The sequence below is a fragment of the Rhizobium vallis genome (assembly GCF_003985155.1).
GTDB lineage: Bacteria > Pseudomonadota > Alphaproteobacteria > Rhizobiales > Rhizobiaceae > Rhizobium > Rhizobium vallis.
In genome coordinates this window covers 358470-375647 of record NZ_ML133687.1, presented here as the reverse complement: position 1 = coordinate 375647, position 17178 = coordinate 358470, and the positions used below count along the sequence as shown (strand labels likewise).

General features: G+C 58.9%; 6 protein-coding genes. 5 read left to right on the top strand and 1 reads right to left on the bottom strand.

Annotated features, from left to right (window positions below; all coding sequences use genetic code 11):
• Nucleotide 1 precedes the first annotated feature (1 nt).
• From brxC to EFQ99_RS06915, 5 genes are all read left to right on the top strand, one after another.
• Nucleotides 2-3529: a BREX system P-loop protein BrxC gene (brxC, locus tag EFQ99_RS06935; RefSeq protein WP_126920114.1), complete on the top strand. Its 3528-nt coding sequence runs from the start codon at nt 2-4 to the stop codon at nt 3527-3529.
• A complete protein-coding gene (gene pglX, locus EFQ99_RS06930; RefSeq protein ID WP_126920112.1) occupies nt 3529-7026 on the top strand; it encodes a BREX-1 system adenine-specific DNA-methyltransferase PglX in 3498 nt (1165 codons plus the stop codon). Before brxC ends, pglX begins: the two co-directional genes overlap by 1 nt.
• A complete protein-coding gene (pglZ, locus tag EFQ99_RS06925) occupies nt 7019-9520 on the top strand; it encodes a BREX-1 system phosphatase PglZ type A (protein ID WP_126920110.1) in 2502 nt (833 codons plus the stop codon). The genes pglX and pglZ overlap by 8 nt, the downstream gene beginning before the upstream one ends.
• Nucleotides 9521-9530: 10 nt before the next feature.
• Nucleotides 9531-11672, top strand: a complete 2142-nt coding sequence (gene brxL, locus EFQ99_RS06920; RefSeq protein WP_126920108.1) for a BREX system Lon protease-like protein BrxL — start codon at nt 9531-9533, stop codon at nt 11670-11672.
• 91 nt (nt 11673-11763) lie between these two features.
• The gene (locus EFQ99_RS06915; RefSeq protein ID WP_126920106.1) at nt 11764-12174 is read left to right on the top strand and encodes a hypothetical protein; all 411 of its coding nucleotides are present in this window, start codon (nt 11764-11766) and stop codon (nt 12172-12174) included.
• Nucleotides 12175-12367: 193 nt separating this feature from the next.
• Here the strand turns inward: EFQ99_RS06915 and EFQ99_RS06910 are convergent, their stop codons facing one another.
• A complete protein-coding gene (locus tag EFQ99_RS06910) occupies nt 12368-17137 on the bottom strand; it encodes a DEAD/DEAH box helicase (protein ID WP_245441458.1) in 4770 nt (1589 codons plus the stop codon).
• Nucleotides 17138-17178 lie beyond the last annotated feature (41 nt).

Below are 17178 nucleotides of genomic sequence, written 5' to 3'. Positions count from 1 at the left end.
GATGACGATCGCGATGCGTGATATTTTTGAGAAACCTGTCGATCGTTCCATTGATGGCGTCATCAAGGCGGATGACGACGCAAGCCTGCGGGTAGAGCTGGACGAGTACGTCATCACTGGAGAAATCGGCCAGCGCCTGGACCAGTTCCTCCACGCCTACAACAACTATAGCACTGCCAACGGAGTCTGGATTTCCGGCTTTTTCGGCTCGGGTAAGTCTCACCTCCTGAAGATGCTCGCCCTGCTGTTGGAGAACCGAGAGGTTGATGGCGTCAAGGCTTTCGATATCTTTGCGCAGAAGGATGAACTGAAGAACAATCCAATGCTGGCCGGCGCTTTGCGCAAGGCCGTGTCGATTCCTTCGAAGTCGATCCTCTTCAATATCGACCAGAAGGCCGATGTCATTTCGAAGACAGACGTCGACGCGCTGCTGGCCGTGTTCCAGAAGGTGTTCGACGAAATGTGCGGCTACTACGGAAAGCAGCCGCATATCGCCCAGTTCGAGCGGCAACTGGATGAGCGTGGACAATTCGATGCGTTCAAGGCGGCCTTTTCGGAGCTCTCTGGTAACCCGTGGGAAACGCGAGGCAGAGAAGAGGCTTTGCTGGAAGGGCGAAACATCGCCGCGGCCTTCGCCCGCGCTACTGGTACGGATCCAGCGGATGCCAAGGACATTCTCGTCCAGTATCGTAAGGACACCCGAGTTTCGATCGAGGATTTCGCCAAGACGGTGAAAGCTTGGATCGACCGGCAGGCGCCTAAGTTTCGGCTGAACTTCTTTGTCGATGAGGTTGGTCAGTACATCGCTGACAACGTCAAGCTGATGACGAACCTGCAAACCATTGCCGAGAGCTTGAATACGAAATGCAAGGGTCAGGCGTGGGTCATCGTCACAGCGCAGCAGGCTCTGACGGATGTCGTGGGCGACATGACAGCCCGCCAGGAAAACGACTTCTCCAAAATCCAGGCTCGCTTCGCCAATCGCATGCCGCTGAACTCGGCCGATGTGGCTGAGGTCATTCAGAAGCGCCTGCTGTCAAAGACCGATGCAGCCCAAATCAGGTTGGGCAATCTGCACGACAAGGAGGAGAGCAATCTCAGAACCTTGTTCGATTTTGCCGATGGCTCGATCCGACTGAAAAACTATCGCGACCGTGGCCATTTCATCGCGAGCTATCCGTTCCCACCCTATCAGTACACCCTCTTCCAGATGGCGATTACGTCGCTGTCGCAGCATAACGCCTTCGAAGGCAAGCACAGCTCGGTCGGCGAACGATCGATGCTGGGTGTCTTCCAGGAGGTCGCTAAAGCTTTGGCTGACAAAGAGGTCGGAGGCCTTGCGACCTTCGACCTCATGTTCGAGGGCATCCGCAGTGCCCTGAAATCTTCGGTGCAACAGTCGATCCAGATTGCGGAGCGAAACCTTGACGATCCTTTCGCCCTTCGTGTGCTGAAGGCCCTTTTCCTCGTCAAGTATGTCAAGGAATTCAAGCCAACGGTGCGGAACATCAGCATCCTGCTGCTGTCAGAATTCGATGTCGATCAGGCTGAGCAGCGCCGCAAGATCGAGGAGGCCCTGGCTGGTCTCGAGCGGGAAACTTACATCCAGCGTAATGGCGAGGTGTACGAGTTCCTCACCAATGAAGAGAAAGACGTCGAGGCCGAAATCAAGGCGCTGGACGTCGATCCGGCTGAGATCACCAAAGAACTCGAAACCCTGGCATTCGATACCATCCTGCGACATCGCAAGATCAAGCATCTGACGACCGGCTATGAATATTCATTCAGCCGCAAGTTGGACGACCACCTCCTCGGGCGTGAGTATGAATTGTCTATAAACATCATCAGCCCTTTCAGCGACGACGTCGCAGCGCCGGAAGCCGTGCGGATGCGGAATTTGGGGCGCGAAGAGCTGGCGATTGTGTTGCAGCCAGACGTCCGATTCATCAGGGACCTGACGCTTTTCCGCCAGACCGACAAGTTCATCAGGCAGTCGCGTAGCGGTTCGCCGCAGCCAGGCCGTGACAGGATCGTCCTCGAGAAAGGCGAGCAGAATGGGCGCCGCGCCAAAGATCTGGAACTTCGGCTGCGAAAGTTGATGGCGGACGGACGTCTCTTTGTGCGCGGGGACGAACTGGACATTGGCGGTGACGAGCCGCAGGACCGTATTGTCAAGGCGTTTCAATCTCTTGTCGACAAGGTCTACGTGAACTTGCCGATGCTTCGAGGCGTGAACTACCACGAGGCAGACATTGCCAAGGCAACGCTCCCGAACGGTGGCCTCTTCGGAGATTCCGGACTGAGAGAGGAGGAACTCGAAGTCCTGAACCATGTCCAGGGGCAGGCACGCAACGGCGTGAAGGTTTCGGTCAAAAGCCTGACCGAGCGGTTTGGAGCTAAGCCCTATGGCTGGCCCACGGTGGCAACACTCTGCCTGACCGCCAGCCTTGTCACCAAGGGCAAATGTGAAGCCCGATCGGATGGCGCGCCGCTGGAGGGGGCAAATCTCGCTCGTGCACTCAATAACAGTCATGTCCTGGGCAATATCCTTCTCACCCCGCAACTGGAGTTCACCTCCTCCCAGATCCGCGCAGCGAAGGATCTGTATCGCGAACTGTTTGGGCAACCTGCCGATGGATCCGATGCACGCGTACTTGGCGGCGAGTGGGCGGAGAGCGCACGCAAGCTGGCGGACGAGGTGAACAAGCTGCTGGCTGACAGGCACAACTATCCCTTCCTCGTAGCCCTCGAACCGCTGCGGGACCGCATCGTGGAGATGACGGGCAAGCCCCCCGCCTGGTACATCACCGAGCCGGTGAAGCAGGAAGACGCCCTGCTCGATGCGAAGGAAGGCATACTCGACAAGATCCGCAGCTTCATGGCTGGCGCGCAGCGAGAGATCTACGGCGATGTCCGCACCTTCGTGCAGTCTCAGCAGGCCAATATCAGTTATGTGGATGTGAACGCGGGGGAAAAGCTGCTAGCGGCGCTGAACGATCCCGATTGCTACCAGGGCAATGCCATCCAGTCGCTCAAGGCAGACCTTTACGCCTTGAAGGACAAGGTGGAACTAGATGTCCTGAAGGAGCGTAAGGCCGTAATCGCCGCTGTGGATGATTGTGCCGCAAAGATAGTCCAGACGCCGGAGTTTCTGGCGCTTGCCCCGGAGCAACAGGAGAAGATCCGTCGCGATATCGAAATCCACAAAGCTGGCGTAGATGCGGTCAGCATGATCCCGATCCTGCGCGACAGGGCGAATGGTGCCCGCTCCAGCCTGATGCAGCAGATCCTGGCAGAGATTGCTCGGATGGCGCCTCCTCCTGTTGCAAAACCCGAGCCCACGACACCGGGAATGTCCGAGCGACCAACGCCGCCAATACAGCCACCAACCTATATCAATGCCTCTGAGATCAAGGTGTCCTATCCACGCACCTATCTCGCCGAAGCGGCGGATGTAGAGCAATACGTCAATGAACTGCGCAAGACCCTGCTGGCCGAGATCGCAGCAGGCAAGAAAGTGATCGTCTGATGGATACCAATGCCCTGAAGAAATTCGCGCAGAGCGCCCGCAATCTGTTGATCGATCAGGTGACCGCAAAGCTGGCTGTGGTCTTGGATGCCGCCTCTGCAGCGCGGCGTGAACAGCCGGCGGCGGTCAAGGCACTGGAAAGCGCGATCCGGGAGACCAGCGAGCGGGAGGTGATCGAACAGGTGGCCTATACCTGGTTCAACCGCTTCACGGCGCTGCGCTTCATGGATGTGAACGGCTACACAAATCCGCGCGTGGTTTCCCCCGCGGAAGGCACGACGCGGCCGGAAATTCTGGCGGAAGCCCTGGCGGGCAATCTGCCGGAGAAGGCACCTGCCGCGATCTCGGCCTTGCTTGAAGGCCGCAATCCCTCCAACGATCCGCAGGCGGAAGCCTACCGGCTGCTCTTGGTGCATGCCTGCAATGGCTGGCATGGGGCCATGCCCTTCCTGTTTGAGAAGGTGGGCGATTACACCGAACTGCTGATGCCGGAGGATCTGCTGTCGCCCACATCCATTCTCGCAAGGCTGCGGGAAGCGATGGCGGAGGATGCCTGTGCGGATGTGGAAATCATCGGCTGGCTCTACCAGTTCTACATCTCGGAAAAGAAGGATCAGGTCTTTGCCGAGCTGAAGAAGAACATCAAGATCACGGCGGAAAACATACCCGCCGCCACCCAGCTTTTTACCCCGCACTGGATTGTCCGTTACCTCGTGGAAAACTCGCTGGGGCGGCTGTGGCTGCCCAACAGGCCGGGCTCGAAGCTGGCCGCGCAGATGGACTATTACATCGCGCCGGAAGAGCCGGAAACGGATTTCCTGAAGATCGGCAAGCCGGAAGAGATCAAGATCTGCGATCCGGCCTGCGGCTCCGGCCATATGCTGACCTATGCCTTCGATTTACTCCACGCGATCTACGAAGAAGAAGGCTATGATCCCGCCGAGATCCCGGCGCTGATCCTGAAGCACAATCTTACCGGCATCGAGATCGATGACCGCGCAGGCGCATTGGCGGCCTTCGCGCTTTCCATGAAGGCGGCGGCGAAACTGGGCCGCCGCCGCTTCCTGCGCATGGAGGTGAAGCCGGATATCGTCGTGCTGCAAAACGTCACTTTCACACACGCCGAACTGACGGATGTGGCCGCCGTGGTGGGCAAGGATCTTTTCACGGACGAACTTCACGAAACCCTGACACAGTTCGAGCAAGCGAAGAATTTCGGTTCGCTGATTGTGCCGAAGCTGCGTGACCCAGTAGAGACGCTACGAGCAGTGGAGGCACGGGATTTCAGCTCCGACATGTTGCTGAAGGAAATGCAGGCGCGGGTCGTCAACTTGCTGTGCATGGCTGAGGCTCTCGCGCCGAAGTATCACGTGGTAGTAGCAAACCCGCCCTATATGGGCGGAACTGGCATGAACGGAAGGTTGTCTGAATATTTAAAGGAGCACTTTCCTGACAGCAAAGCTGATCTCATGACGTGTTTCATGGAGAGGTCCGAGCGGCTCACTGCTCCTAACGGATATTGGGCAATGATCAATATTCCGACATGGATGTTTCTAGCGACCTTCGAGAAGCTCCGCCAAAACATCCTATCAAATCAATTTGTTGCAAGCTTGGTCCACGCGGGTCGCGGGCTATTCGGCCCAGACTTCGGTGCGGTAGCGTTCGTTATCAATAAAACGAAGCGTTCAGGTACACCGAAAGCAGTCTACCGACGGCTCTTCGAAAAACAGGTCGATGTTCGTACTCCTGAAGCAATCGAAACCCTTTTTCTCGACAAGAGTTACCGGAGATACCTAGCAAATCAAGATGACTTTTTGTCGATCCCTGGTAGTCCAATAGCCTATTGGATCTCTCCGGGGTTGCGCGCTGTTTTCAAATCCGCACCGCGCTTAGAGGCCATCGTTGACGCGCGCCAAGGTCTTTCGACTTCAGATAACCCAAGGTTTATCCGTCAATGGTGGGAGGTGGAAAACCAAAAACGCGGATCTGTTGGACTTCAAAGAGAAGATTATGCGGACGGGTCGCTGCACTGGGCACCCTACAACAAAGGCGGTGAGTTTCGCCGATGGTACGGAAACATTGAACACGTTCTATTTTGGAAGAATGACGGGGAAACACTTTCGAGCCTCAAGCCGAAATCAGTGATGCGCAGTCCAACACACTACTTTCGTGAAAGCGTTAGCTGGTTGAGCTACACCGTTTCGCGAAATTCTTTCAGAACGTATCCGGTGGGATATGTGTTTGATACGAGTGCCCATTCTGCATTTTCGGAGCATAACGGCGACCTTTCCGCAGCGCTGTGTTTCGGGAATTCAAAGGCATTCGAAATAATCGCCACAGTGATTAATCCGACAGTCCATTTTCATTCCGCAAACTTTATGGACACACCATTTGTTAAGGTACCACAGGCCCACACTGACCAATTGAGGTCTGAGGCAGTTGAATTGGCCAGATCCGACTGGGACGCCTACGAGACTTCTTGGGATTTCACCGCTTTTCCGCTGCTCTCTCCCGATTACGTAGACCAGACGATTGAAGAAACGTACGCTTGCCTGCGCGCTCACTGGCGAAGGATGACAGATGAAATGCAGCGGCTGGAGGAAGAGAACAACCGCATCTTCATCGACGCCTATGGTTTGTCTGACGAGCTGACACCCGATGTGCCGATCGAGGAAATAACGCTGACCTGCAACCCGGCCTATCGCTATGGCGTGAAGGGCACGGCGGAAGAGCGGGAAGCGCGGCTCAAGGCTGACACCATGGCCGAATTTCTCTCCTATGCCGTGGGCTGCATGTTCGGCCGCTACAGCCTCGATGCGCCGGGACTGATCCTTGCCAATCAGGGCGAAACGCTTGCCGATTATCTGGCCACGCTGCAAGAGAAGGGCGTGGCGGAGCCGAGCTTCCTGCCGGATGCGGACAATGTAATCCCCGTGCTGGATGGTGACTGGTTCCCGGATGACATTGTGGACCGGTTCCGCAAGTTTCTGCGCGTGACCTTTGGTGAAGAGCATTTCCGCGAAAACCTCGCCTTCATCGAGGCGCAGATCGGCGACATCCGCAAATACTTCACCAAAACCTTCTATGAAGACCATCTGAAGCGCTACAAGAAGCGGCCGATCTACTGGATGTTCTCAAGCCCCAAGGGCACCTTCCAGGCGCTGATCTATATGCACCGCTACCGGCCTGACACGGTTTCCGTGCTGCTGAATGACTATCTGCGCGAGTTCATCCGCAAGCTGGAAGCCGAGCGTGCCCGGCTGGACAAGCTCTCCGATGATCCATCGGCGGCCCAGAACGTTCGCACCCGCGCCCTCAAGGATGTCGGCACTGTCGCTAAGCAGATCGCCGAGCTGGAGGAATGGGAGCGCGATGTCATCTTCCCGCTGGCGCAGAAGAAGATCGAGATCGATCTGGATGATGGCGTGAAGCGCAACTATCCGCTGTTCGGCGCGGCGCTGAAGCCCATCAAGGGGCTGGAGGCGGCGGATGAGTGATCGCATCGCCGCCAGCCTGCGGCGTCTCTTCGAAGAACACCGAATCGTCTTCTGGTACGATACCGACCGTGACATGCGGGAGGAATTTGACGCGCTCGAGCTTTCCGGTGTGACCAAGCTGGACATTGCCAACAACGAGTTTGGCTTGAAATACCGCATCCTGCGGCAGGAGCCGGACGGTCGTTTCCTGCTGTTCAAGGACGGGCCTGAGCCGCCGATGGCAGAAAACTGGCTGCTGGATGTGCAACTGGCAACGACCGTGTTCAAGGCGGATCAGGCCGCCATCTGGGTTGCGGAGCTGGGCCTGCCGCTGCAATTCGAAAATGTCGTGCGCGCGCATATCGGTTTCTTCGGCGCCAAGCCTCGTGTCGAGGTACTAAAAAAGCTGCTGCACACGTCCGATACCCAGACCCAGATGCGCCTTAAAATGCTTGCCGTCTGCGTGGGCGCCGAGGGCGGCCTGGATACGGTGATCGAAGCTCTGCTGGGAGATCTTGCCGCTGGCAAGGATGACGGGCTGCGGCTGATCGAGCGCTCCGGCCTGACGGAATTCTTCTGGACGCAGGTTGGACAAGCCTACGGCTACAAACCGGGCGAGCCGGATTTCGAGGACTTCGCGATCTCCCTCTTCCAATCCGCCTATGCCCGCGTGCTGGGCGAGGATGGGGCGCTGAATGCCGAGGCACTGCTCGTTTTCCGCCGCTGGAAGAACAACCGACACTGGGCGGCAGCCTTTGAGACACTCTCCGCCCGCCATCAGGCTCTGCTGGCCATTCCCGCCGACTTGAACAAGCGTGATTTCCGCACCTTCGTCACCATCGACCATTTCGAGGAAATCGACCGCGAGATCATCCGACAGATCGTACAGGCTCTTTCTGCGCAGGCTGTTGGCGCGCCGGAGGTTCTGACCTGGGTGCGCGAACGGCGGCAGAGCCACTGGTATTCGAAATACGAGGATATCTATCAGGCCATCGGTTTTGCCACCGAGTTCCAGCAGGCGCTGGCGGAAACCCATCTCGGCATGACCAGTGCCTCCGAGGGCGTGCAGCGCTATGTCAGCACCTGGTACCGGCTAGACCAGCTCTATCGCAAATTCATCTACCACATGCAGAAGAGCGGTCAGGCGCAACTGCTGGCAGATCTCTACGAGTCGGTCGAAAACCGCTACACCAACAGCTATGTTCTGGCCGTCAACGACGCCTGGCAGGATCAGATTGCGCGATTGAGCGACTGGAAGATCCCCGGCTACGCATCGCAGGCCGATTTCTACCGGGAGCAGGCGGCGGAGTATCGCCGCAAGGATCAGAAGGTAGCGGTAATTATTTCCGATGCACTGCGTTTTGAGGTCGCCGAGGAATGCCTGCGCCGGATCCGGGCACTGGATCGGTTCGACGCCGACCTGAAGCCGATGATCAGTTCGCTGCCGAGCTATACCCAGCTCGGCATGGCCGCACTCCTGCCTCACAACGGGCTTGCAATGGCCGAGGACGGCAGCGGCGATATTCTCTCGGGTGGTGAAAACACCAGAGGCCTGGCGGCACGGGAAAAGCTGCTGGCCGCCGGCCGCAACGGCGACAGCGCCAAGGCGCTGAAATTCGAAGACGTCATGAACATGCGCGTCGACGAAGGAAAGGCCCTCTTCCGCGACAATCACATCCTCTACATCTATCACAACCGCATCGACGCAATTGGCGACAAGCTGCAGACGGAAGAGCTGCTGCCCGAAGCCGCCGAGGATGCCATCGAGGATCTGACCAAGCTGGTGCGCAAGCTGACGTCAGCCAACTTCTCCAATATCCTGATTACTGCGGACCACGGCTTCCTCTATCAACATCGCGCCCTCGATGAGAGCGACTTTGCCATCGCCGATCCGAGAGGCGATGAAATTCTGTTCCGCAATCGGCGCTTCGTTATTGGCCGGGGCCTTGCCTCAACCGCCGGGATGAAACATTTCACAGCCCCCCACCTGGGGCTTTCCGGCGAGTTGGATGTTCTGATCCCGAACTCGATCAACCGCATGCGGGTGAAAGGTGCTGGCAGTCGCTTCGTTCATGGCGGCGCGAGCCTGCAGGAAGTCGTCATTCCCGTCATCCGGGTCGGCAAGCAGCGTGAAGCCGACATCGGTCAGGTCGAAGTCCAGATCCTTGTTTCCGGTCGCAGCCTGATCTCTTCTGGCCAGACGGCGGTCACGCTGTATCAGGTGCAGCCTATGTCCGAAAAGATGCGGCCGCGCGAGGTGTTGGCGGGTATCTACGCCAGCGATGGGACGCTGATCTCCGACGAACATACGCTGCTCTTCGACTTCAGCTCCGAGAACCCTCGTGAGCGGGAAATGCCCCGCAAGTTCCTGCTTTCTCGGGAAGCGGACCGCTTCAACAACCAGGATGTCATCCTGAAGCTGCGAGAACGCGTTGGCAAAACCAGCCTCTATCAGGATTATGCCAACCATCGTTTCCAGTTGCGACGCGGCATGACCACCGACTTTGATTTCTGAGGACCTGCGGATGAGCGATCTCGACAGCAAGATCAACGAACACTTTGCGGGCTTTGTTGTCCGGAAAGACCTTGTCAAAGCCGTGAAGGGCAACGCAATCGTCCCGACCTACGTGCTTGAATATCTGTTGGGGCAGTATTGCGCGACGGATGATGAGGCAACTATCCAGGCGGGTATCGAGATCGTGAAGGACATCCTGCGCAAGCACTATGTTCACCGCAGCGAGGCAGGTCTCATCCAGTCGACCATCCGGGAACGCGGCCGTTACAAGGTCATTGACCAGATCAGCGTCTCGCTCAACGAGAAGACTGACAGCTATGAGGCGGTGTTCGAGAACCTCGGGATCAAAAAGGTGGCCGTCGATAGTAACACGGTCAAGGCGCATCCAAAACTGCTGGTGACGGGTGTCTGGTGCATCGCCGACGTCCAGTACGAGTTCACGGAAGAAGCAAGGGTTTCGCCGTGGATTCTGGAATCAATCAAGCCGATCCAGATCGCCAAGGTTGACTACGAACAGTATCGCGACGTCCGCCGGGCTTTCACGAGCGATGAATGGATCGACCTGCTGATGCAGAGCATCGGGTTCCGGCCAGAGGCCTTCGGCAGGCGTAGCAAGCTGCTACAATTGCTGCGCCTCATCCCGTTCGTGGAGCGCAACTACAACCTCATTGAGCTCGGCCCCAAGGGAACAGGCAAGTCGCACGTCTATTCCGAGTTCTCGCCGCACGGTCAGTTGATTTCAGGGGGCGAGGTCACGATACCGAAGCTCTTCGTGAACAATTCGAACGGTCGTATCGGCCTCGTCGGCTACTGGGACGTCGTTGCTTTTGACGAGTTTGCCGGACGCGAAAAGACCGCGAACAAGGCGTTGGTCGACATCATGAAGAACTACATGGCCAACAAGAGCTTCTCGCGGGGGATCAATCCCATGGGGGCCGAGGCCAGCTTCTCCTTCGTGGGCAACACTGATCACAACGTTCCCTATATGCTGAAGAACAGCGACCTGTTCGAAGCACTGCCAAGACAATTCCATGACTCTGCCTTCATCGACCGTTTGCATGCCTATCTTCCGGGCTGGGAGATCGATGTCATACGCGGCGAGATGTTCACGAAGGGCTACGGCTTCATTGTCGACTACCTCGCCGAGATCTTGCGTCATTTGCGTTCGGAGGATTTCTCAAACCGGGTCCACCAGTTCTTCAAGGTCAGCGAAAAGATTTCAGAACGGGATCGCACCGCGATCTCCAAGACAATGTCCGGTCTTCTTAAACTGATTTTTCCGGATGGAAGCCAGACGGACGCTGAGGTCGAGGAACTGCTACGGCTTGCCATGGAGAGCCGCAAGCGGGTGAAGGACCAGCTTGCCCGCATCGACAGCACCTACCCTGAGGTGGATTTCCACTACATCGGCTCCGATGGCTTTAAGCGTGGCGTGACCACCGTGGAGGAAGAGGAATATCCGCAGTTCTACCACACGAGAGGTGCGGCAGATCCGGAGGGCCATGAAGAAGTTCCGATTGAACCTGCGGTAGCTCCTTCTCCGCATGACACGAAGGAGCGAGTTGTCCCAACCACGGTGTCAGTTCTGCCAGCGAGCAAAATCGCTCCAGCGCTCGCAGAAGGCCACTTTGTGTATGCTGAAAACCGCAAGGGCGTCAGTTACGATAAGCTCTTTGGGGACTACCTTGATGGCGCGTCTCTCATAGTCGTGACAGATCCATACATCCGGCTCTTCTACCAGATCCGGAACATGATGGAATTCGTCGAGATGATGATCCGTCGCAAACCGCCCGAGGATCAGGTCAAAATACATCTCGTTACGGCACCCGATGAGGGCAATGTGTCGCGTCAGCGGGAACTTCTCGACTCGATCACGGCTGCCTGCACTGGCTCAGTGGTGGAATTTAGCTGGGCCTTCGACACGTCTGGAACAGCGCACGCTCGCGACATCGTCACGGACACTGGCTGGAAGATCGTGCTCGATCGCGGACTCGACATCTTCCAGTCGCCTATCAAGACAGAGGGCTTTTCTCTGGGGGATCGTTTGCAGGATCATCGAGTGATCAAAGGGTTCTACGTAACCTACGTAAAATTGGCGGCTGAGACAAGCAAGACCATCGACCCTGCCGCGGGAGAGCAATGGGGCCGGTGACAGATCGTCCGCTGCTAGGACACACAACACGGAAAGCGAAACGAATACTTACAGGATTCGTGAGAGGCTTGGGCCAGGACAGTCTCGATCTTTGGGCTGGATTGTGGGAGGAAAAGTGAAGGGAACGATCGGAAACGCGAAAAAGATTGCTGACTTGGAGATGTTGGTCGGCCGCTTCTTCGGACATATCGAACTTGAGACCTGCCGCGATGCTGATATCTCGCGGCCGCGCGTTCGTCCGACTGGTTCCTTCTCACCCGATGTTCGCGTCGAATTTCCCCGGGCATTGCGCGAGATGTTCCCAATCGGCACACGCTTCATGGCAACCGTCAAGGTCTGCCAAAAGACACTCGACGGGCGGCCGCACGGTTCGCCTTATCTGAAAGCCTATGATGTGGCGGTAGTCGCAGCGTCGGTTTCCGACCAGGGGCTAATGGCCAAGGTTCGCAAAGGCAGTATCATCGGCCTGGCCTATGACTATGTCTGGACAACCAAGAGTTAACCTTTGCCCTGCCAAAGCCGAGGAGCAACGTTACGCCATGTTGGCCGAACGAACCATGGCTGCGTAACTTAAACGAAATGGCCTCCGGCAAACCCGGCGCTGTTCAGTATTACACTGTCCTGTTTCCGCGGAGGCGCGCGCGCCACCCAACACCACCGCAGACGATCGGCAGCAGACCGCGCATGGGACGGTCCTATTTGGCCACATCGAAAAACATCCGGCAGTAGTGGTAGGCGAGCTTGTCCCGGTAGCTGAGGATGTTGTCCTCGACCGTCGCGACTTCGCACGTCTCAGTTCCGCCGTTGGCGGGACCGCGCAGCCCGCGCCCCACCATCTGCATGTATCGGACCGGGCTGAATACCGGTCGAGAGATCAGGACCATGTCAGATCTAGGGGCATCAAAGCCTGTCGTCAGGACGCTGTGGTTGCATAGCACGCGGATCTCGCCCGATCGGAAGCGCCGGATGAAGTGTTGACGAGCCAGCCTATCCGTCTCCCCGCTCACCGCGGCAGCGGGGCAGCCGGCGACATGCAGACGCGCAGCAAGGTATTGCGCGTGTTTCACCGAATTCGCGAACAGGAGGATGGACGAGGCGTTGCTCGACAGCACGCGGTCCAGGATGCGCTTGTTCCGGTCCGGATCCGAGCCAAGTTCCTCGACGACCGACTCGGGCAGCTCGCCATACTGCTCGAAGTGCCTGACGTCGGATGGTGACAGGTACACCGGACGGTCGTACTGGATGGGGCTGTAATGGAGCTCGGATAGCACCTTCCGGCGCTTGAGCTCCTGATGCAGCCCCTCCTGGTCGGCTGGCAGCCATCGACGGTCGAAGCGGCTGGCAAGCCTAGCCGATTCGTCGTTGTCACGGCCACGCCATGGCGTCGCGCTGAGACCGAGCACCGGTGGTTCGCGATCACGCTCGCCCTCCCCGCCGGTCTGCACATCGAGCCACCGCAGCAAGGAGCTGTAGCTGGGTGCTATCGCATGGTGACACTCGTCGATGACGACGATTCCAGGCCGGCTCAGCCAGTCGAGGCCCTCGTGCTCCATCCTTGCATTCAGGGTCTGGATGCTCGCCACGACGACGATCGCCTCGCCGGCTTCCGGCGGGGTGGGGTTCGTTTGTCCGCCCCATAGGCGGACTATGCGTAGCTCCTCGCCTTCGGCCCCCAGGTTTGACCATAGCTGCCGGAAGCATTGCACTGCCTGCTCGCAGAGCTCGTCGGTCTGCGCGATCCACAACGCACTCCTGGCTTCTTGTCCGTTTAGCACGAGGCGCACCACTGCCTCCGCGGCGACGCGCGTCTTGCCGCCGCCGGTCGGCAGGCTGACTACGGCGCGCCGCCGGCCGGCTCCGGACGACAGTAGATCTTCGAGTTGGTCGAGGATGCCCTTCTGATAGTCGTGAAGCTCGGGAAGCACGATCGGACCGCTCACGAGCAACTCGGCGTCTCGGCGGACGGAGGCGCTGGTGGCGAATTCTATCGGGAAGCCGAGTTCGACCACGAACTGCCGTGCCGCCTCGCCGCCCCAGCGTCCCGGCGGCTGAAGCCCCTCCGCCTCCAGGACGCTGATTAGCTTCGTCAGGATCGTCGGACCGTGCACCGCAAGGGCGAGCTCGGCCACGCTCTCATCAGGAAGTGTGCCATCGATTGCTTCGACGACCGGTTCCGGGAGGATAGAAATCAACGGATGAGGCGTCTCTCCAATGGCTCTGAGCAGCCTTGCTGGAAGACCGTTCGCCTCCCTCACTTTTGCCCGCGCCTCCAGCGCGCGCGATGCTGCCAGTTCCTCGACGAGGTTGCCGGCGTCGCCTTCCAGCAGACCGAACGAGATCAGCGCGTCAAGGATTTGCCGCCTGCCCTTGAGCCATCCGAGCAGGCGGAACCTGTCCCGATCGATCATGATGAGGCCGGTGCTGTCGCGTGCGATCACCGGTGTCGTGACTCTGTGCCCTGCGCGTTCAACGAGGCCACGCACCCATACGGCGTCCGCTCGCTTTGCCGCCCGCGTCTTCAACACCAATGCCAACTCAGGAAAGATGTCGCGTAGACGCAGCGGATCCCCTAGCTGCTCATCTGCCTCCACGTCACTATTTTCCAAAAGGGGCTTCGCCCCTGCTGCCTCCCAGCTTTCGGCAGCAGCCCCTGAGAGTATCACGATGCGGCCGTCGTCGATGTTCGCTGCCGCCGCTTGCCCGTCGATGCCGACGAAAATCTCGCCGATCGCCATCGGTCCCGCCGATGTGGGCACCAAGGTGGGTGTCTCCTCGTCGGACGCCGCTCGCTCCCAGAGAGGCCTGAGTTTGGGAAGGTTCTCTCGCGCCACGGCAACCTCCGAAAAGACTGACGCCCAGAAGCCGGACTTCAGCTCAGGATTGAGATTGTCGACATCGCGCCCGACACGGATGTTCGTCTGAGCTGCGTGTGCGAGGAGCACAGCTTGAACCCTCTGACCCCCGGCATGTCCAAGGTCAGCTAGCGCGTGGGCGACCTCGCCCGGAAGACTTTGCAGGCGGACCAACGCAGATCCAACCGCAAGCACGCCGTATCGTATCAGCCAGAAGATTAGCGGGTGGGCCGCCGAAAGGGCCTGGTACCGGTCCCGCCTAGTGAAGTGGCCATAGATGATCTGCGGAAGCATCGGCGGCGTGCCGTTCGTGGCTATACCCCAACGGGTGCGCTCTGTAGCTTGGATGAGGCGCAGTGTGAGCTCGGCCTGATGTGCTGCCGGCAGGAGGGGAAGTAGACGCCAACCGGAAGGCATGAGGATCTGGTCACGATCCAGAATTCCAAGCTTCCCGTATTGCGGGTTGCCTGTCATTTTGCGAAAACCGAGCTGGCAAACCTTGTCGAAGTAGGGTTGTATCCGCTCCGAACTCAGGCCGTCCCATTCGGCAACAGCGTTGTACGCCAGAGGCGGATAGGTCTGCCATATCTCGTCGGGCAGCCGACTACGATGGGGGGCATGAAACTCAAGATCCAGCTTCAGTTGGGGCAAGACGCCAGCCTCATCCTCCTGGCTTACTGCGATCAGCTCGTCACGCGGGCAGAATTCGCCCTCCGCGTTTCGGTATCGCAGCTCGGTGATCTCGTTGTCTTCGAGAAACTTGTCGACCGCTTCGCCGGGAGCCTCGGATAGGTTCGCCCAGAAGATGGTCCAACTCTTCTCATCATCAATGGAAACCGCGTTCATCAGCGACTCCGTAAGCACAGTCTGCCAGACGTCTGGGGTGAGCTCCTTCACAGCCAGCGTCTCGGTAAGGAAGCGGTTGGCACGCTCATCCCTGGCCACGGCGAGCGAGACGGCCGTAAGTCCAGACGGGACTAGATTGAGAGGCGCGATGATCGCATCATGAGGACGGATCAGCGAAACTTCCTGCGACGGTACTATCTGTGCTTGTCGGATCCGCTGCTGCGCGATGAGCTTCCCGGTGTTCACCACCTCGTCGACGAAGTGGAGGAAGGGAATCGCCGCACTCGGCTCCGCTGCCGCTGCCGCCTCCAGCCAGGCGCCCTCGTTCCACTGGGTCAGAGCCGGCGCGGCGTCCTTGGGCGCACGCGCCCCCGATTCGCGGGCATACGCCTCAAGCCTCGAAGCGCGCCGCCGCCCCGACTGGCAGCTCGGATGGACGAGCCTGCGCTTTACCGTTTCATCGGCGAAGGCTGACCACCACTTGAGCGCCTCCCCATCCTCGACCGGATGGCGACCCAACTCATAAGCACCCCTGAGCCGGCCGGCGCCGTCGGCGAGGATCGCCCGGCCGACGAGGAGGTCCCAGAGTGGATCGATGAGCGCGGCGGCCAGCTCGTCCTTCCGTTCGAGCTGCCGCGGAAGGGCGGACACGGGGGCGCCCGGATCTTCCGGTGTCGAAAGTGCGGTGATGTTGTCTGCGATGAGGCGCGCCGCCTCCCTCATGAGAGCCGAATTCCACGGGCCAGCGATCACATTGGTGCGGTCGCTGTTCAGCTTCCAGGGTGCGTTCAGGATGCCCGAAGCCAGCGTCTCGCTTTGCGTCGGAAAGAACGCCCAGAAGCGACCTGCGACCTCGCGCGCGCCCAGCGGCACCGCCCACGCAAGCGGGACTTCGTCCCGGGCCTGGAGATGCTGGGCGTCCGCTTTAGCCGACGCGTCCGTGATCCGGACCTTCGTCTGGAAGAGGCGCCAGCGACTCACCATCGTGCCGTCATCGACGACGAACACGTCACCATCCCGGTGACGTCTGATCGTGCGCGTGACGCCCGCGCCCCCCTCAAGGATGAGTTCGATGTCCGCTTCGAGGAATAGTACGAATTCAGCGGGGAACGCGACCATCTCGTCCGCGAGACGGTCATAGACCCCTGCTTCGACGATCTCCGCCGTGACCACGGTCGTCGCCCACTCGAAGCCATCATACTTCCACAGCGGGCTGCCCTGGCTGGCAGGGTCCAGAACCTTCGCCAGCCTCATTCCCGGCGCGCGTGCGTCCGCTCCGAGACTTAGATGGGCACGGATCGCTGCACGGCACCATTCTGGGTCGAAGCGGAGGCCTATCGAGCGGCTGACGAGTTCCACGCTTCCACCGAGCTTAAGGAGCGACTTGAACCCGATTCCGAACCGGCCTATCTGCCCGGCCCGTTTTGACGAGCTTCGAGCATTGAGTAGCGCGACGACACCGTCCCGGTCGAGGGCCGCCCCCGTGTTCGCCGCCATCAAGTGAGAGCGGTCCAGTCGGACATGGATGCGGCCGTGGCCCTCTCCTCCCTCGCCGATAGCGTCGGCGGCGTTTTGGACAAGCTCGAAGAGTTGACGATAGGCGTAGCCGCCCGACAGCACCTCGATCTCAGTTTCATAGTGCTCGTTCGCGTCTCGCGGCTGCGCGCTGTACGCCCGGAGCCGACGATCGCACTCCTCTGCAACAAAAGCTTTCAGAGAACCGAAGTCGTTGTCATTACTGTTCGCCACTGCAATTTTTGTTGTCACCACTGCTCCCCCTTGCAGACGATCCTAATCTACGTGAACAA